We start from the raw sequence: 17,840 nt of genomic DNA on the forward strand, positions 1-17,840 counted from the left end.
CAACCATCCACTCGCAACCAACAAACAACTCACTGCAACTGACGGATAATCTCTTCAATACTTGCCAGTTGACTCTTCTGATTCGCCAACGTCTGGCGAACTTCGGCCACCACTTCCGGTGGGGCCTTGTCGACGAAGCTGGCGTTCCCCAGCTTCTTTTCGGTCGAAGCGATGAAGCCGCGCAGCTTCTCGGCCTCTTTCTTCTGCTTGGCCAGTTCTGCCGCCTTATCAATCAGGCCTTCCAGCGGCACGAAGCCCTCGGCTCCCACGAGTGCAAAACTCGCAGAAGCAGGGGGACGCTGCACCTCGGGGCCAGTCGCCGCAATCTCCGCTTTGGCCAGATTCTGGATCTGGACTCGTAAGGCCTCAAAGTCAGCGGCAGCTTCAGCACGGCACTTCAGATGAACCGCAATCGATTGGCCGAGGCTGATGCCATAGGTCGCGCGAATATTCCGAATCGCACCGATTGTCTCCTGCAACCGGGTGAACCGCTGTTCGAGGGGAGGGGAGATGTCGGCGTCGTTCACTACGGGCCAGGCCGCGATAATGCAGGCGGCTTCCGCCGGCTGGGGTTCAGGCAAGCCGCGTGAAGGGGCGATCTCGGCGAGGCGATGCCACAGTTCTTCCGTGATGAACGGCGTGAACGGGTGCAACAACCGCAGGATCTGATCGAGAACATGCACGAGCACCCGCTGCGCGACCGGCTTGGTCGTCTCGTCACGCAACCGCGACTTGATCAGTTCGAGGTACCAGTCGCAGAACTCGTTCCAGACGAAATCCCGCAGGGCGCGCGTTGCCGCATCGAACTTGTAGACACCCAGCAGGGAGGTCACTTCGTTCGTCACCGTCGCCAGGCGACTGACGATCCACTGGTCTTCAATCGCCAGTTCACTCTTGGCCACAGCAGCAGGTGTGTAGCCCTCCAGATTCAGCATGGCGAAACGGGCGGCGTTCCAGAGTTTGTTGCAGAAATTGCGGCCAAACTCGAAGCGTTCGATAACAATCCCCGCCACCAGTTCGCCCTCATCCGGTGTGTACCAGGGGCAGGCGTACTGCGATTCCTTCTTGCACTTGGGGCACTTGATCTTCGGCTTTCCGGGCGAAAACTTCAGGTGCTTCTGCTCCTGGGGAATCAGGTTCTGGCAATGGGGGCATTCGTAGCTGACCGGCAAGCGCACGTCCTGCGTTTCACCCGCAAACGAGGCGATCGTGAAGCGAGTTCCGTCGCAGCCGTAACGATCGACCAGTTCCAGCGGATCAACACCGTTCCCTTTGGTCTTGGACATGCCTTGCCCAAATCCGTCCTGAATTTTGGGATGGATATGCACATGTTTGAAGGGGATGTCATTCAGGTTGTAGAGACCTGCTAGCACCATTCGCGCGACCCAGAGCGTGATGATATCCCGCGAGGTGATCAGCACACTGCCCGGATAGTAGTAGGGGAGGACCGTATTCTTCCCGTCGCCGCTTGTATCTGGCTGGCCATTGAGTGGTGGATTCGACGTTTCATTCGGCCAACCCAGCGTCGCATGCGGCCAAAGTGCACTGCTGAACCAGGTGTCGAGGACATCGGGATCCTGTTCAAATCCGTCTGCTTCGAGTTGATTCTGGGTCTGTTCTCCATCGGCTGCCGAAGCGTCCACGCAAATCAGCACGCTCGCGGGATCGCTGGCGGAAAGAACACCAGCCGCCGAACTGTCGGGAAGAGTCGCAAGATACGACTCGGCTTCCTCCGCGCTAGCGAACTGCTTACTCCACACGGGAATCCGGTGCCCCCACCACAACTGGCGGCTGATGCACCAGTCGCGCTTCTCTCCAAGCCAGTCGAGATAGCTCGATTGGTACCGTTCGGGGAAAAATTTCACGCGGCCATCGGTCACGGCGTCGATCGCCTTCTGGGCGAGGTCGTCCATCTTCACGAACCACTGATCGGACATCAGCGGCTCAACGGGCGTCTTCGACCGATCACTGAACTTCATGGGAATCTTGCGGTCTTCGACCTTCTCAAAGAATCCCAGAGATTCCATCTTGGCAACCACGGCCTTGCGCGCTTCGAGACGATCCAGCCCGGCGAACTCGCCACCTTCTTCATTGATGGTGCCATCGGGCCGCAGGATGTTGATCATCGGAAGCTTGTTGCGCAGACCGCAGGCGTAATCGTTGGGATCATGCGCGGGAGTCACCTTCACACAGCCCGTCCCCAACTCTTTATCAGCCAGCAGTCCATCGGCAATGATCGGCACAAGCCTGCCGACGAGCGGCAGCCGGACGTGCTTCCCCACCAGCGCCGTATAGCGTTCATCAGTGGGATGGACGCAGAGTGCCGTATCGCCCAGCATCGTTTCCGGACGTGTCGTCGAGAATGAAATTCGCTGGCCGGTTGGTTCCCCCTGATCGTCAACCACGGGGTAGTTGAACGTCCAGAACTGCCCGTCGATGTCTTCGGTATAGACTTCGTCGTCGGCGACAGCGGTCTGCAAAAAGGCATCCCAGTTGACGAGCCGCTGGCCACGATAGATGAGGCCGTCGCGGAACATCTTGAAGAACGTTCGCCGCACGGCCTGCGAGCAGACCTCGTCGAGCGTGAAGCGCGTCCGTCGCCAGTCGCAGCTCGCCCCCAGCCGCTTGAGCTGGCCGAGAATGCGGGCCTCGTAGTGATCCTTCCATTTCCAGATGCGCTCGATGAGTGCCTCGCGGCCCACATCGTGACGAGTGAGCCCTTCCTCCTCGAGCATCCGCTTCTCGACCATCGACTGAGTAGCGATCCCCGCATGATCGGTTCCCGGCATCCAGAGTGCCGAATACCCCTGCATCCGCCGCCAGCGGGTGATGAGATCCTGCAACGTCCCGTTAAGGGCATGCCCCATGTGTAGCGCCCCAGTCACGTTCGGCAGGGGGATCATGATCACATGCGGCGGTTTGGTCTCGCTGGGATCAGCATTGTAGTAGCCGTGGGATTCCCAGAAAGAAATCCAATGCGACTCAATCGATTGCGGCTCGTAAGACTTGGGAATTTCGGTCGTCATCAGGGAAACTCTCGTGAAGCCGCAGCACTGCCGGGCGGGATGAATCTCAGTGAATTTAAGGTCGAGCAGGGCCACTACTCCGGCAGGCCCTCGTCTTTGAAAAGCTTGTATTCGACACTGTCTACCAGTGCCAGCCAACTCGCTTCAATCACATTCTCACTCACGCCGACAGTGCTCCAGGTATCGTGATCATCTCGACTTTCGATCACCACACGCACACGTGCCGCGGTTCCTTCCGCCGAGTTGATGACGCGAACTTTGTAATCCACCAGATGCATCTGTTCGAGCGCCGGATAAAAACGCAGAAGCGCACGTCGAACGGCCGTATCGAGAGCATTGATCGGGCCATCACCTTCTGCCACGACGTGCTCGACTTCATCGCCGACTCGCAGCTTGACGGTCGCTTCAGTCACTGGAACCTGTGCTTCTTCGGTCACGACCCCCACGCGATAATGCAGCCGCTGGAACTTGGGCGTGTACAGGCCCGCTTCTTTACGCACCAGCAAATCGAAGGATCCTTCGGCCGCTTCGAACTGATAGCCGATGTTCTCCAGATCCTGCACGCGTTCGAGGATGTTCCGCATCAGTTGGTCATCCTCGGCAATGCGGTACTTCGTTGTTTTGGCGATGATGTTGCTGCGGCCCGAAAGCTCACTCACCAGCACCTTGCGTTCGTTACCCACAGTCTCCGGTGGGATGTGTTCATAGCTGCGAGCCAGGCGATTGACAGCGTGGACGTGCATCCCTCCCTTGTGGGCAAAAGCACTGCTACCGACAAAGGGTTGTCCTGGCCGAAGTTGCAGGTTGGCAATTTCGTAAACATAGCGAGAAAGCTCTGTCAGATGGACAATCCCATTGGGCTTGAGCACCTCGTGATGTTTCTTGAGTGCCAGATTGGCTGCCACGCTCACAAGATCCACATTGCCGCACCGCTCGCCAATGCCGTTGATCGTCCCTTGAACCTGAATCGCTCCGCAATCGACCGCGATCAGCGAGTTGGCAACGGCCAGTTCACAATCGTTGTGGCAGTGAATTCCCAGGGGAGTGGAGAGTTCTTTGCGCACAGCATTCACCGCCGCCGCGATTTCTTCGGGCATCGTCCCCCCGTTGGTATCACACAGGCAGAGCAGAGCTGCCCCGGAATCGGCTGCGGCCCGTAAGGTCTTCAATGCGAACTCAGGATTGGCCTTGAATCCATCGAAGAAATGCTCTGCATCATAAATGACGTGCCGGCCTTCGGCTGCGAGAAATGCCACCGAGTCGCGGATCATCGCCAGGTTTTCAGCTTCATCGACACGCAGAACTTCAAAGACATGCAGATCCCACGTCTTTCCCACGACGGTACAGCAGGGCGTTCTGGCATCTCGCAGTGCCAGCATGCCTGTATCCTGATCGGCAGTCACGCCCTTGCGTCGGGTCATGCCGAAGGCGGAAATTTTGGCGTGCTTGAGCGGCAGATCCCGCACACGTTGAAAATATTCCGCATCTTTGGGATTCGAAAGAGGATAACCTCCTTCAATAATGTCGAGACCAATTTCATCCAGCTTCTGAGTAATCAGGAGTTTATCCTGCAGCGAAAAGTTAACGCCTTCACCCTGGCTACCATCGCGCAAGGTGGTGTCGTAAAGCTGGATGCGAGCCATTTCTACTCAAACCCTTTCCGTGGCTGTCTCAATGAAACACTTCATTAATCTCAGCCCGGCCTCGGAACTTGGGCACCTCCTGCAGCCTTGTTGAAGAAGAGCTGAAGCGGATGCCATACAAAAAATAACCCCCGGCATAACCGGGGGCACAAACAGGCAGAATCATTACGGCCTGGGTTGCATTAGCCCCCGGAAGTCGTAATTCCAATAATCGATACTGTGTATACAAATGTGAGCGACATGCTTTTTCCGTTTTCTTGACGTCATTGAAGATTACCCAGTGAAGGCAGACACGTCAAACCCTCGCGGGGTTCATGGGGTTTCCAGCCCACGTTTTCGACGCGAAGTTTGTCAGAAGTAATGGATTTTACAAAAGATCTGCCTTTCTTCAGTCGCTCATTTTCCGGAGTCTGTTTCAAAGTCGGATGCGAGTTCATGTCGTAACAGCTAAACTGTCGCTGATTTCTTTGGGGTGAACTGAGAGCCAAACGTGGTCTGTGTTCTTGACAGTCCACAATAGATTTTCGATCGCCTGAGAACTGGGGGCTGGATCAGCCCAAATCTGCCGTTTCCAAATTAGCTTTATGAGTGAGTGGTTTCGTGGCAATTACGTCAGTTGTCGGTCTGCAATGGGGCGATGAAGCCAAAGGGAAAATCGTTGATCTCCTGACGGACGAACACGAAATCGTCGTTCGCTATCAAGGAGGCAATAACGCGGGCCATACCGTCAAATTCGATGGGCAGACCTACAAGCTCTCTTTGCTCCCCACAGGGATTCTTCGCCCCGGTGTGACGGCTGTGATTGGCAACGGCGTGGTCGTGAACCCGGAAGCATTGTTGAAGGAAATCGGTACTCTCCGCTCGCAAGGCGTGAAGGTCGAAGGGAATCTGCTCCTTTCTGATCGAGCCCATGTGATTCTGCCCTACCACGTAGCTGAAGATCTCGCTGCTGAGCGATCACAGAAGAAGGATGCCATCGGCACCACAGGGAGAGGCATTGGCTACTGCTATCGCGATAAGGCGGGTCGCAGCCAGGCAGTGCGTGTGGGCGATCTTTATCATCCCGAAAGTCTGAAGCAGCGATTATCCGGCATTGTCGATTCCAAAAATCACGTGCTTTCGGCACTGGACCCGGAATTCAAACCGTTCTCTTCTGACGAAATCTTCACTCTCACCCAACAGTATGCCGAGACTTTGCGGCCGTTTGTGACAGACACCGTCGCCTGGCTTCACAAAGCCATTGGGGCCGGGAAGAATATCCTTTTTGAAGGTGCCCAAGGGAGCCTGCTCGACGTCGATCACGGCACCTACCCATTCGTAACGTCATCCAACAGTTCAGCCGCCGGGATTCATCCCGGTAGTGGTGTGCCCGAACGTCTGATTGAACAGATGATTGGAGTGGTCAAGGCTTACACCACTCGAGTTGGTGGCGGCCCATTCCCGACAGAACTCAACAATGAGATCGGCCAGCATATTCGTGATGTGGGTCGGGAGTATGGCACGGTCACGGGCCGACCCAGACGTTGCGGCTGGTTTGACGCCGTCGCAGCAGGGCATGGAGCCAAAATCTGCGGCGTCGATTGCATTTCCCTCATGCTGCTGGATGTCCTCAGTCAGCTCGATGAACTCAAAATCTGCGAAGCCTATGAGATCCACGGCGAGCGAACGACCGATTTCCCGGCTCACGTTGAAGATTTAGCAGCAGCGAAGCCTGTCTACCGCACCATTCCAGGCTGGAAGACAGAGATCAGCCACATCACCCGTCTGGGTGATCTCCCGACTGGGGCGCGGAAGTACATCGATACCGTGGGTGAATTGATGGGGAAGCAGGTCAAAATCGTGTCTGTCGGCCCGGATCGTGCCCAAACGATTCTTGGCTGATCCTGGTCTATTCCTTTAGGTTGAAACTTCTCTTTGCGCAGGCAGGATGCTCTTGAATGGACTCTCTCAAGCAGATCGTCGAATTCGTCCTGCACTTTGATAAGTATCTCCAGGGGTTCATCGAAAACTACGGCACCTGGACCTACGCGATTCTTTTCGCAATCGTCTTCGCTGAGACGGGCTTGATCTTCATGCCGTTTCTGCCGGGGGATTCTCTGTTGTTTGCAGCAGGGGCCTTGGCGGGAGCCAGTTCGCTCTCATTGCCGGCCCTGTGGATATTGTTGACGATTGCGGCCATTGCAGGCGATGCCGTGAACTACCTGGTCGGCCGCTGGTTTGGAGAACGCTTACTGAGCGCAAAAAGATTTCGGCTGGTCAAACCCGAACATCTCACGAAGACGGAAGAATTCTTTCAGAAGTACGGCAGCAAAACGATTGTCATCGCGCGGTTTGTCCCGATTGTCCGCACGGTGGCACCATTTGTCGCGGGCATGGGCAAAATGCCCTATCGCGTCTTTTCTGTTTACAACATTGCAGGTGGTATTCTCTGGGTTTCCACCTGTCTGATCGCCGGTTATCTCTTTGGCGGCCTGCCATTCGTCAAGGACAATTTTTCGCTGGTCGTTCTCGGCATTGTTATTGTCTCTGTCCTGCCCATTGCCTGGGAACTGGCTGCCGGTTATCTCCGTGGGCGAAAAGCAGTAGCAGCACCAGCACCCGAGACCACATCTTCTCCCGAAGAACCCGTCTAATACGGATTCCAATAAATAACTGCGCGGCGGGTGGCTGGGGTTGAGTCTTCGAACCCCCAGCGATTTTTGGCACGAACTGGGGGTTCGCGAAGACGCTCAACCCCAGCCACCCCAGACCAAGGAGCGCAGTTGAATACTGGAACCCGTCTGAAATCAGTTTCATTCGCTGCATTCAAGCCAAGATCCCGATCAGAAAATTCTGACCGGGATCTTTTTGTTGAAACATCAGTATTCGTTCAACGCGTTCGCCTGACCCGAACAAATGTCCTTAGTCTTGAGCAAGAAGTGCCTGCACTGCGTCGATAATGACGTGGCCATCGGTCTTGTCATTCGAGATGACGACATTCACCGTCTGCCCCGCATTTAACGTCATGCGGCCCAGAGTATGAAAGCCATCTTTCCCGGCAGCATTTCGCTGATTGACTCTGGTCTCGGTTCGTAACGTCCCTGCTTCAACCACCACTGGGACATTACTCGCGCGGTTGGCATTCGGCGTCCAACTCATACGAATGTCATAACTCCCTGTCTTGGGAATCTTCAGTTCGAAAAGAGCCGATTTCTCCCCCTTCTGCTCGTTTCCATCGGTCTGATATCCACTGCCGACAAATCCGCTGATCGAACCACTGGCTGTCCATTCGCCCTTGGTTCTTGCCAACGCGTCATCGACGACAACCCCAGGCAATGAACTTGGCACAATCCCCGCTGCTCCACCGCGAGAACCTTGCCATTCCAGCACCTGCTTGTCTTCCAGCAGCTTCTCCCGCAATTTCGCATAATCCACATCTTGAACGGTGGTTTTGCCATCGATGGCAAAGCTGGCTGCTGTCGCTGCCGACTGCCCGAGCACCATAAAGACAGGCTCCATGCGAATCGAACCATAAGAGATGTGCGAGGCCGACAAGCAGACCGGCACCAGCAGATTGGTGACGTGCTCTTTCGCCGGGCGAATGCTCTTGTAGGAAATGGGGTAGGGGGGGACACCCACCTGAATATCGCCTTCGTTCCGCACGTAGCCTTCTTTGGTCACATACCGCTGGCAGTTGTGCGAATCCATATTATAGGCACCCATTCCGACGGAATCTTCGGCTGTGACTTTACGCTGGCAATTGTGCTGAGTCATCACATAGTCCGAGATCATGCGACGAGCCTCACGCACATACAGCTGCGGCGGCCAGTTATCGGTCTCCACAAACTCGTCTTTGGCCAGCCCTAACTTCTGGAAATGATCGCGAATCTCCTGCGGTACGCGGGGATGATTCGCCAGCGTCCACATCAGACCCTGCTGGTATCGCTTGTGATCATCGATGATGGCCTGCCGTTTGGCATAGTCGGCATCGGGATACTCGTAGTTTGCCCCAATGTAATCTGTCGAAACTGCGAAATTGTTATTCGTGTCGGTCTTACGATTGGGCATCCAGACAGGATTCCACGACTTGCGATGATCACCCGCCTCACAGTTTCTGAGCACCAGCTCATACGTTTTTTCGTCATAACCTTCGGGCTTTGGCCAGGCACGGCGATTCTCCGCCACATCGGTCGTACACATGCGATAGTTGTAAGCCTGCACGCGATGATCACCAGCACCTTCTTCTCCAGGGCCGCCGGCCTGAATCAGAGGAATCAGCCCACTCTCTGGCTTGCCCGGAATCACATAAGGATCAACCTTGTGTGTGAACTGATGGTGAGTCGATTTTTCCACGCGAATCCCGTTCAGTGTCTCGCCGTAAACTTTTTCGCCCTCACGCCCCACATGATAAGGCACGCCAGCTTTGGCCATCAGGTCGCCTTCATAGGTGGCGTCGATGAACACCTTACCCGCGTATACCTTCCCCGATTCCATGCTGATCGATTCAATGGCTTTGGTTGCGGGATTTTTCTTCACACCGTTCTTGAGATCGAGCCGCTCATTCATCACGACTTGAATCGTGGGGTATTCAGCCAGCCAGTCTTTATAAACCTTCGTCGCGACATGTGGTTCGAAGGTCCACATTTCATTCTCACCACTCGATTTACGCCGCTCATTGTATTTAGACGCGCTTTCGTGCACCCAGTTTTTGGGGTCGGCATACCACTTTCCGACTCGCTGATAGAACTCACGCGAGAGTCCACCAATGGCCGCTTTATTTCCAATATCAGTAGCACCGAGTCCACCCGTCGTTAATCCTCCCAGATGATTCGATGGCTCAATGACGACAACCGATTTTCCCAATCGGGCCGACTGAATCGCAGCGGCAATCCCGCCCGAAGTCCCACCATAAACCACGATGTCATACGTTTTGGCTATACCTGGCGAGACCTGACCTCTCACTGAATTGGCCAACGGAAGAGTGATCACACTGAGCGTAAATGCCCAAATGACTGGAAAGCGAAAACGGTGCGGCAAAATCATAGGGAGTACCTCTGGAATGCGGTTACTGAATGAACCTCAGTTACTTAACAGATCAACACCCGCTTATAACAGACTTGTACTCCAAAAACATCTCTCCACACCTACTCATAAATGACGACCAGAAAGGTCAAAGCGTCTCCTTTGCCTCGATTTTCAATCGCATGGGGGACATCCGCGCGGTAACTCGCTGAATCTCCTTTGCCAAGTTCTCGTTGTTCACCGGCAGAGTGAATACAGATTCGCCCCTGTTCGACAGTGATAAACTCGCGGGTCTTCTGGAAATGAGCCTCACTCCGCAACGCTCGCCCAGGCTTGATACGAAGTTGATAAAACTCGACGTCCTTTTCCAGCGGCAAAGGTGAAAGCGTGCGAATCTCGCAATCTTCATCGCTTCGATACAGATGCGCGGGGTCATCCCCTCGAATGACATGAATACCTGGAACCACATGTGGTGTTTCCACTAACTGGCCAATGGTCAGCCCGAAAGCCTGAGCGATTCGCGCAGTCACAGCCAGGGTAGGATTCGCCTGATTCCTCTCAATCTGACTGAGCATGGACCGACTCACACCGCTCGCTGAACTCAATTGATCGAGTGACCAGCCATTCTGCTGTCTTAATTCTCGCACACGATGACAAAGCATTTGACTAATTGCGTCACTGGGCGTGGGCAGATCCGATGAGAGAGAGGTCATCGCGTAATTTTCATTCGTCTTGAGGATCGAAATACCATCTCTCCATGTTTTTCGAGAGATAATTCTATTTTTCGCTTGTTGTGATGCTTTACAGATTCTAACATACCGGAGACGATTTCCACTATACTAAACAAAGAATTCTCGGCGACAACACAGACGATCAATTCTATTGATCTCATTAAACACCCAGCATACGAAAGCACCCCATGCACGGACTGGTCAAGCGCAAGGCCGATGTCGGACTCTGGCTGGAAGATGTTCCCAAGCCCGAATACGGCATTAACGACGTTCTCATTCGTGTCAAAAAGACGGGCATCTGCGGCACCGATGTCCACATTTATAAATGGGATGACTGGGCTCAGAAGACGATTCCCGTTCCCATGGTGGTTGGACACGAGTTCGTGGGTGAAATCGTTGCGGTGGGTTCGAATGTCGTCGATTTCCACCCTGGCGACATCGTCAGTGGGGAAGGGCATGTGGTTTGTGGACGCTGCCGCAATTGCCTCGCGGGTCGCAGGCACCTGTGTGCCTTCACTAAAGGTGTGGGAGTCAATCGTCCCGGTGCCTTCGCCGAATACATTTCGCTCCCCATGTCGAATGTGTGGCATCACTCCTCAGACATAGACCTGGATGTGGCGTCCATCTTCGACCCGTTCGGGAACGCTGTTCACACAGCCCTCTCCTTTGACCTCCTCGGTGAAGACGTATTGATCACAGGTGCCGGCCCGATTGGAATCATGGCTACTGCCATTGTGAGGCATGCCGGAGCTCGACATGTGGTGGTCACCGATTTGAATCCTTACCGCCTCGAACTGGCCCGCAAGATGGGAGCCACCGTCGCTGTTGATCCACGGGAGCAGGACTTACCTGCCGTCCAGGCACAGTTGGGCATGAAGGAAGGTTTCGACGTCGGCCTCGAAATGTCTGGTAATCCACATGCCTTCAATAGTCTCATCGCCAATATGGCTCACGGCGGCAAGATTGCAATGCTTGGCATCCCTGAAAAATCCATGGCCATCGACTGGAACACCGTGGTCTTTAATATGTTGACTATCAAAGGCATCTATGGCCGGGAAATGTACGAAACCTGGTACAAGATGACCGTCATGCTCCAGAGCGGCCTGCAGATCGCCCCCGTCATTACTCATCGCTACCACTACACCGAATTCCAGAAGGGTTTCGATGTCATGCTCAGCGGCCAATGCGGCAAAGTCGTGCTCGACTGGGAAACCTAAATCTCTCCTTGCATTGAATATTGAGCAGGGTGCATGAAGTTCCGACGGAATGCACCCTACTCAGTAAATATGAACTGTTTAAAACGACTCTCTCTTTGCCTTCCCGAGATCGCCCCATGTCCACACGATTTCTCGAACATATCTCCGGGCAACTGGATCAGATTCGCAGTGCCGGAACTTATAAGTCTGAGCGAGTCATCACGACTCCGCAGAATTCGAGCATTCAAGTTGCAGGGGGAAAGCCCGTCCTGAACTTCTGCGCGAATAACTATCTGGGATTGGCACAACATCCCGCAGTTCAGGCGGCGGCTGCCAAGGCTCTGGAAGAATGGGGCTACGGGCTTGCCTCAGTAAGATTTATCTGTGGTACTCAAGGACTACATAAACAACTTGAAAGTGCTCTCAGCAAGTTTCTCGGCATGGAGGATACCATTCTCTACTCCTCCTGCTTCGATGCGAATGGCGGGCTGTTCGAAACATTGCTGGGGGCGGAAGATGCTATCATCTCTGATGCACTCAACCATGCGAGCATCATCGATGGCATCCGCTTATGTAAAGCTCAACGGTTTCGCTATGCCAACAACAATATGACCGAGCTGGAAGAACGACTTAAAGAAGCCTCCGGGGCTCGTTTTCGCCTCATCGCGACAGATGGCGTTTTCTCCATGGATGGTTACATCGCCAATCTTCCCGCAATCTGCGAACTGGCGGATAAGTACGATGCGATGATTATGGTCGATGATTCTCATGCTGTTGGTTTCACTGGCCCCAACGGGCGCGGAACGCACGAATACCACAACGTCATGGATCGCATTGACATTATGACCGGTACGCTTGGTAAAGCCCTGGGAGGTGCCAGTGGAGGCTATACCAGTGGACGCCAGCCGATCATTGATCTCTTGAGACAACGTTCAAGACCATACCTCTTTTCGAACACTCTCGCACCTCCCATTGCTGCGGCTTCGCTCAAGGCATTAGAGCTTCTGAGTGAATCGACTCATTTGCGTGATCAATTGGAGGCCAATACGGTCTGGTTTCGGAATGCACTGCAAAGTGCGGGGCTGAAGGTGCTTCCGGGGACGCACCCCATCTGCCCCGTCATGCTGGGTGATGCTGCCCTGGCGGCTCAATTTGCAGATCGCATGCTAGCCGAAGGAGTTTATGTCATCGGCTTCTCCTACCCGGTCGTTCCTCAAGGACAAGCCCGCATTCGTACACAGATTTCAGCGGCTCACTCGCAACACGATCTGGAAACAGCAGCGGCAGCATTTACTAAAGTCTGGAAAGAGCTGGCTGTCTAAGCGATGTTATCCCGCTAGCGAATTACCCCCATCAATCGATTCTTGATTCTGCCTGGCTTCGACGGAGTTTTTCCATGTCATATCGACACGTACTGATTTTGAGCCTCGCCTGCTGTCTATGGACAGAAAACCTCCTGGCGCAATCAGGAAAATCACAAGGTACGAAGCCAGCGGCAACGAAACCGGCAACCAAGCCCTCAGCCAAATCCTCATCCAAAAAAGGGGCTCCTGCCCGCACAGAGACCTCCAAGTTTGATCCAGAACTCTGGAAGCCTCACCAGGATTTTCTTCTGGAAGGTGTCACTGAGATCAAAATTGGTGGTGCTCCCGGAACAATCCTCCCTTATGGCCCCGAATCTTTCCCTGTGGTGGTTTCGACCAACAAAGGGAAAACCAGTGTGGCAGCGGCGGCGGCTGAGTTCGGCAAAGGTCGAGTTGTGGCTCTTTGCCACAATGATCTGCTTGGCTCAGGCCCAGCCAATCACACGATGACTGGCCGCTTTATCAGCAACTGTATTGCCTGGGCTGGACACAAAGAAAAAGCTCCCGGAACAGTGAAGGTGGCTGTGATGGGGAAGCGAAATCTGTTTCAACAATTACAGTCCGCGAAGATCGCCGCCATTGAAGTCGGAGGGAAAAACTGGCTGGCACAAACTCGAGGAGCTGATGTCATCATTGCTGAAACTGATGGACTTGCTGATGACGAGCTTCGAGGACTTGAAGCGTTCGTCAAGGACGGCGGAGGACTGATTTCCGTCACCTTGATCTGGGCGTGGCAACAATATGGCAAAGGGGGCAACGCCGCCACGGATAACCAATCAAACAAGCTCTTCTCAAAAGCCGGAATAGTCTGGCTGGATGCCACACAAGAAGGTCAGGATGAGATTTTCAAAGTCATTAATCCGGTTCCAAAGTTTTCCAATGCCGGCTATGCCACCCAGCATCTTAAGGATGCATTAGAGACGAAAGTCCCACCCACTGCCGAAGAAATGGCAATGATTGCCTCCACTCTGGAACCAGCACTGGTGGGCATTCCCTGGAAGATGGATCACGGAGTGGTCTCGCAATTGATTGCTTTTGTCGAAGATCTCAAAAAGCAGATCCCAGTCCCTACGTCGAAACAACCGGTCAAAGCCAAACAGGCCGACGCCAAGCTGCTGGTTGGTCTTCAGACAGGTTACTACCTGCAGCTTCCGTTGGAAGAGATGAAGCCTGCTCCGACGGCGTCGGTTTTTCCGGGGGCAGTTCCAGCAAATGCTAAAAAGGTCACTCGAAAAGTGACGATCAACACCGAAACCACTCGCTGGAAAAGCACAGGGCTGTATGCAGCGCCGGGAACGCTGGTAAAGGTCAAAGTTCCCCGGAACATTGTGGGGCAGAAGTTTGAAATCCAGATTGGCAGTCACTCCGACTCCCTCTGGTCGAAAGATGAATGGAGGCGACCACCGGCAGTCATCCGCCAGTTCCCCATCGACAAAGTCGAGTTTGAAGTTGGCAATGCTTATGGAGGGTTAATCTACGTTGTCGTTCCCCAGAAAACTCCTGCGGGAAAGTTTGAAGTCGAGTTTTCGAATGTGGTCGATGCACCCTATTTTGTGCATGGCGAAACGGATATCAGCGACTGGCGATTTACCATTCGTAACTATCCCGCCCCCTGGGCCGAACTGGAGACGAGACACCTTGTCATTACGGTGCCCAGCGAACTCGTCCGTAAGCTCGATTTTCCAGATAAGCTCATGAACCACTGGGCCGCAGTCCTCGATGCCTGTGCAGATCTCTATTCAATTTCGAGAAATCGACCTTATGCCGAGCGCTTTGTGTTCGACGATCAGATCAGTGCCGGGTTCATGCACAGTGGTTATCCCATCATGTGCTTTACAAATCCCTCGGCACCCGAAGTTGTCGATCTCAATTTCCTTGAGAACAAAGGGGGTTGGGGTTTCTATCACGAGTTAGGCCATAATCACCAAAAGGGAGATTGGACTTTCCAGGGGACAGGTGAAGTGACGAACAACCTCACACCTCTGTATGTCATTGACACCCTCACACCCAAAGCTTTTTCTCACGATGCGATTCAACAGCCTGAGCGTGACAATCGCGAACGCAAATATGTCATGAACGGTGCTCCATTCAGCACCTGGCAGGAAGATCCTTTCCTGGCTCTGACCATGTACATCCAACTCAAGGAACAATTCGGCTGGCAACCCTTCCGTGATGTCTTCCTGGAATACGAAAAGCTTCAGAAAGACGAGCACCCCAAATCGGAAATGGATAAACGCGATCAGTGGATGGTGCGGTTTTCACGTAAAGTGAATCGCAATTTAGGGCCGTTTTTCCAATATTGGGGAGTCCCCACGAGTGAAAATGCCCGCCAGATGATTAAAGATCTCCCCACCTGGATGCCACCTGGGAGACCCGGTTCGCAAACCTGATCGACCACGAGTTCCCTGATACTTCATTATGTCGTTTCTGTATTTTCTTGAGCATCTTTCTGTCGCTTTTGGGGCCATTGCTGGTGTGCTTGCCGGCAGGGGAAAGCGAGTCGATCTGTTCGGGATTCTGGTGCTCGGAATGGTCACTGCGACTGGCGGAGGGACCCTACGAGACCTGATTCTCGACGTCCCGGTCTTCTGGTTGAAAGATCCGAATTTTGTTTACACGGTGGTGGTTGCATCGTGCCTGATGTTCGTGACGGCACGTTACCGCAAAACTCCCCTGAAGCTCCTGATCTTCGCCGATGCCGCTGGACTGGCGTTTGTCGCTATCGTGGGGACATCCAAGACGCTATCGCTGGGGCATGCGGGAATCATCTGCATTGTGATGGGCGTAACCAGCGGAGTCGCTGGTGGGATTATTCGAGATGTCCTCTGCAGCGAGTTCCCCAGCATCTTCCGCATTGATTTCTACTGGTACGCGACAGCAGCCTTTTGCGGTGCCTGCTGCTATCTGACACTTCACTTGGTGCAGGGGCCCAACCCCGTCAATCTCATCGTCTCCTCCGCCTTGATTCTCATCCTGAGACTGGCTGCTCTTCGATATCGCTGGCGGCTTCCCGAATTCCGCACGCACGAAGACACGCACACCGTATCAGAGGATAAGCTTCCACCAGTGGCATGAATCAGACCGCTCGAATCAGCGCGTGAGAGCCACCGCCTCTTCGACGCGAATCGTTCCTTCGTAAATCGCGCGACCGATAATTGCTCCGACCAGATTGGGCTGCTGCTTATGAACAGCCTCCAGACGCCGCACATCGTCCAGAGTCGTCACCCCACCTGAAGCAATCACGGAAAAGCCCAGATCGGCCAGACGCTGCATGTCGGCAATGGTCCCTTCGTCGACACCTTGCATCATCCCATCGTTGGCAATGTTGGTATAGATTACAGCTGCGAGCGGGAGATCGACAAATTGCGAAGCTAATTCCAGTGCCGAAACGGCCGAGACTTCGAGCCAACCTGCCGTGGCCACTTTGCCATCGCGAGCATCCAATCCCAGGGCAATTCTCCCGGGATACTTTTCCACTAACGATTTGAACCACGCCGGTTCTTTGAGTGCCTGTGTACCAATAATCGCGCGGTCCAGGCCAACATCTTCCAGCATGAATCGCACGGATTCCTCGGAACGAAAACCTCCTCCCAACTCACAGGGAATCGACAGCTCACTGACAATCGCTCTCACGATTTCATGATTCACCGGATATCCGGCTTTCGCTCCATCAAGATCGACCAGATGAAGCCGGTCTGCACCTGTGGCTGCCCATTTTTGGGCCATGGCGACCGGGTCATCACCAAAAACGGTCTCCAGGGCATAATCACCCTGGCGAAGTCGCACACATTTGCCTCCACGCAAATCGATTGCCGGCAGAATTTCCATCCCCATCACTTTCACTACAGACACTGATTCTCAAAAGACAGATCAACTTGCGCCAGAAGAAGTCAACCAAAGACCAGGAATCTTCAATCTCGGAGACCTGTTGGCCGAAGAGACTCCCTCATCTCCCGGCCGGTATTCGGAGACAATTTTTGCCATTAGGCATCAGATCATTGAGCGGAGATGGCTGGCAACTTATCGGAAGTTTCCGCAGAAACTTGACCTTCCAGACCTCGAGCAAAATTCTTCAATAGTCTGAGCCCGGCGTTCTGGCTCTTCTCGGGATGAAACTGTGTTGCCAGCAGATTTCCTCGCGAAACAGAGGACACAAAACTCTCACCATGTGTCGTGGTTGTCGCAATGATGGATGGATCTTCTGGAACCACAAAGTAACTGTGGACAAAATAGAAGGTAGCATCTGAGGGGATACCAGTCAGTTGCGGGACAGCTTTCTTAAGTTCAATGGTATTCCAACCCATGTGAGGAATCTTCAGCCCTTCACGAGAAGCGAAACGCTGTACGCTGCCACGAAAAATCCCCAGGCCCTGATATTCGCCGTCTTCATATCCCACATCAAACAGCATTTGCAGGCCGAGGCAAATCCCAAGAAATGGCTTATCTGCTGCGATATGCTCCTTGATCGCAGGGATCAGATCGAGACGCTTAAGTTCGCTGATCGCATCGCGGAAGGCTCCCACGCCGGGGAGAACCAATCGATCAGCAGCAGCAATCTCTGCCGGCGTACTCACAATATGGGCGGTAGAACCAACCTTTTCGAAGCCCTTCTGGACGCTTCTCAGGTTCCCCATTCCATAATCGACAATCCCGATCATTTCACTGTCTTTCGCGACTTTATCAATCACACGGGTCTCACCATGGCCTCATGACTGAACACCACCATACGCTTTCGGCAATTCGCGCGTAAAGCGACTGGATCGTGGCGAGCTTCTCCAAATACCTTTCACTTCGCACTGATGTGATCTTTCACAAAGCGGAAGGTTCAGGTCATTCTCTCTGAATGAGCAGTGACCACAAAAAAATCACCCCTTCAGCC

General features: G+C 53.8%; 12 protein-coding genes. 6 read left to right on the forward strand and 6 right to left on the reverse strand.

Going from position 1 to position 17,840, the window contains the following annotated elements; translation table 11 throughout:
* Positions 1–29 precede the first annotated feature (29 nt).
* A complete protein-coding gene (locus tag PLIM_RS10680) occupies positions 30–3,026 on the reverse strand; it encodes a valine--tRNA ligase (protein WP_013110327.1) in 2,997 nt (998 codons plus the stop codon).
* A 74-nt stretch (positions 3,027–3,100) separates the two neighbouring features.
* Positions 3,101–4,669: a citramalate synthase gene (gene cimA / locus PLIM_RS10685; RefSeq protein WP_013110328.1), complete on the reverse strand. Its 1,569-nt coding sequence runs from the start codon at positions 4,667–4,669 to the stop codon at positions 3,101–3,103.
* Between the two features lie 600 nt (positions 4,670–5,269).
* Here cimA and PLIM_RS10690 point away from each other — a divergent pair.
* Both PLIM_RS10690 and PLIM_RS10695 read left to right on the forward strand, forming a co-directional pair.
* A complete protein-coding gene (locus PLIM_RS10690; RefSeq protein ID WP_013110330.1) occupies positions 5,270–6,550 on the forward strand; it encodes an adenylosuccinate synthase in 1,281 nt (426 codons plus the stop codon).
* A gap of 56 nt (positions 6,551–6,606) precedes the next feature.
* Positions 6,607–7,302: a DedA family protein gene (locus PLIM_RS10695; RefSeq protein WP_013110331.1), complete on the forward strand. Its 696-nt coding sequence runs from the start codon at positions 6,607–6,609 to the stop codon at positions 7,300–7,302.
* A gap of 268 nt (positions 7,303–7,570) precedes the next feature.
* Here PLIM_RS10695 and PLIM_RS10700 read toward each other — a convergent pair whose 3' ends face one another.
* Both PLIM_RS10700 and PLIM_RS10705 read right to left on the reverse strand, forming a co-directional pair.
* Positions 7,571–9,691 carry an FAD-dependent oxidoreductase gene (locus PLIM_RS10700; protein WP_013110332.1) on the reverse strand — a complete coding sequence of 707 codons (2,121 nt, stop codon included), beginning with the start codon at positions 9,689–9,691 and terminating at the stop codon, positions 7,571–7,573.
* Positions 9,692–9,792: 101 nt separating this feature from the next.
* The gene (locus PLIM_RS10705) at positions 9,793–10,383 is read right to left on the reverse strand and encodes a helix-turn-helix domain-containing protein (RefSeq protein WP_013110333.1); all 591 of its coding nucleotides are present in this window, start codon (positions 10,381–10,383) and stop codon (positions 9,793–9,795) included.
* A gap of 206 nt (positions 10,384–10,589) precedes the next feature.
* Here PLIM_RS10705 and tdh point away from each other — a divergent pair, with 206 nt between their 5' ends.
* The 4 genes from tdh to PLIM_RS10725 all read left to right on the forward strand — a co-directional run bounded on the left by tdh (position 10,590) and on the right by PLIM_RS10725 (position 16,036).
* On the forward strand, positions 10,590–11,618 hold the full coding sequence (gene tdh, locus PLIM_RS10710) for an L-threonine 3-dehydrogenase (RefSeq protein ID WP_013110334.1): 1,029 nt from the start codon (positions 10,590–10,592) through the stop codon (positions 11,616–11,618).
* Between the two features lie 116 nt (positions 11,619–11,734).
* Positions 11,735–12,919: a glycine C-acetyltransferase gene (locus PLIM_RS10715; RefSeq protein ID WP_013110335.1), complete on the forward strand. Its 1,185-nt coding sequence runs from the start codon at positions 11,735–11,737 to the stop codon at positions 12,917–12,919.
* A gap of 74 nt (positions 12,920–12,993) precedes the next feature.
* On the forward strand, positions 12,994–15,351 hold the full coding sequence (locus PLIM_RS10720; RefSeq protein WP_013110336.1) for a M60 family metallopeptidase: 2,358 nt from the start codon (positions 12,994–12,996) through the stop codon (positions 15,349–15,351).
* Positions 15,352–15,379: 28 nt separating this feature from the next.
* Entirely contained in the window at positions 15,380–16,036 is a 657-nt protein-coding gene (locus tag PLIM_RS10725; protein ID WP_013110337.1) for a trimeric intracellular cation channel family protein, read from the forward strand.
* Positions 16,037–16,051: 15 nt separating this feature from the next.
* Here the strand turns inward: PLIM_RS10725 and hisA are convergent, their stop codons facing one another.
* Both hisA and hisH read right to left on the reverse strand, forming a co-directional pair.
* Complete coding sequence (gene hisA / locus PLIM_RS10730; protein WP_013110338.1) at positions 16,052–16,789, reverse strand: 1-(5-phosphoribosyl)-5-[(5-phosphoribosylamino)methylideneamino]imidazole-4-carboxamide isomerase; 738 nt, start codon at positions 16,787–16,789, stop codon at positions 16,052–16,054.
* Between the two features lie 167 nt (positions 16,790–16,956).
* Positions 16,957–17,619, reverse strand: coding sequence for an imidazole glycerol phosphate synthase subunit HisH (gene hisH / locus PLIM_RS10735; RefSeq protein WP_041403501.1), 663 nt, complete (start codon positions 17,617–17,619; stop codon positions 16,957–16,959).
* Positions 17,620–17,840: the final 221 nt, after the last annotated feature.

The organism is Planctopirus limnophila DSM 3776, from assembly GCF_000092105.1.
Classification (GTDB): Bacteria; Planctomycetota; Planctomycetia; order Planctomycetales; family Planctomycetaceae; genus Planctopirus; species Planctopirus limnophila.

Coding starts and splice junctions, on each gene's coding strand:
- hisH (WP_041403501.1), bottom strand. CDS start 17,619: ATGATCGGGATTGTCGATTATGGAATGGGGAACCTGAGAAGCGTCCAG.
- tdh (WP_013110334.1), top strand. CDS start 10,590: ATGCACGGACTGGTCAAGCGCAAGGCCGATGTCGGACTCTGGCTGGAA.
- hisA (WP_013110338.1), bottom strand. CDS start 16,789: ATGGAAATTCTGCCGGCAATCGATTTGCGTGGAGGCAAATGTGTGCGA.
- PLIM_RS10695 (WP_013110331.1), top strand. CDS start 6,607: ATGGACTCTCTCAAGCAGATCGTCGAATTCGTCCTGCACTTTGATAAG.
- PLIM_RS10705 (WP_013110333.1), bottom strand. CDS start 10,383: ATGACCTCTCTCTCATCGGATCTGCCCACGCCCAGTGACGCAATTAGT.
- PLIM_RS10725 (WP_013110337.1), top strand. CDS start 15,380: ATGTCGTTTCTGTATTTTCTTGAGCATCTTTCTGTCGCTTTTGGGGCC.
- PLIM_RS10715 (WP_013110335.1), top strand. CDS start 11,735: ATGTCCACACGATTTCTCGAACATATCTCCGGGCAACTGGATCAGATT.
- PLIM_RS10680 (WP_013110327.1), bottom strand. CDS start 3,026: ATGACGACCGAAATTCCCAAGTCTTACGAGCCGCAATCGATTGAGTCG.
- cimA (WP_013110328.1), bottom strand. CDS start 4,669: ATGGCTCGCATCCAGCTTTACGACACCACCTTGCGCGATGGTAGCCAG.
- PLIM_RS10700 (WP_013110332.1), bottom strand. CDS start 9,691: ATGATTTTGCCGCACCGTTTTCGCTTTCCAGTCATTTGGGCATTTACG.
- PLIM_RS10720 (WP_013110336.1), top strand. CDS start 12,994: ATGTCATATCGACACGTACTGATTTTGAGCCTCGCCTGCTGTCTATGG.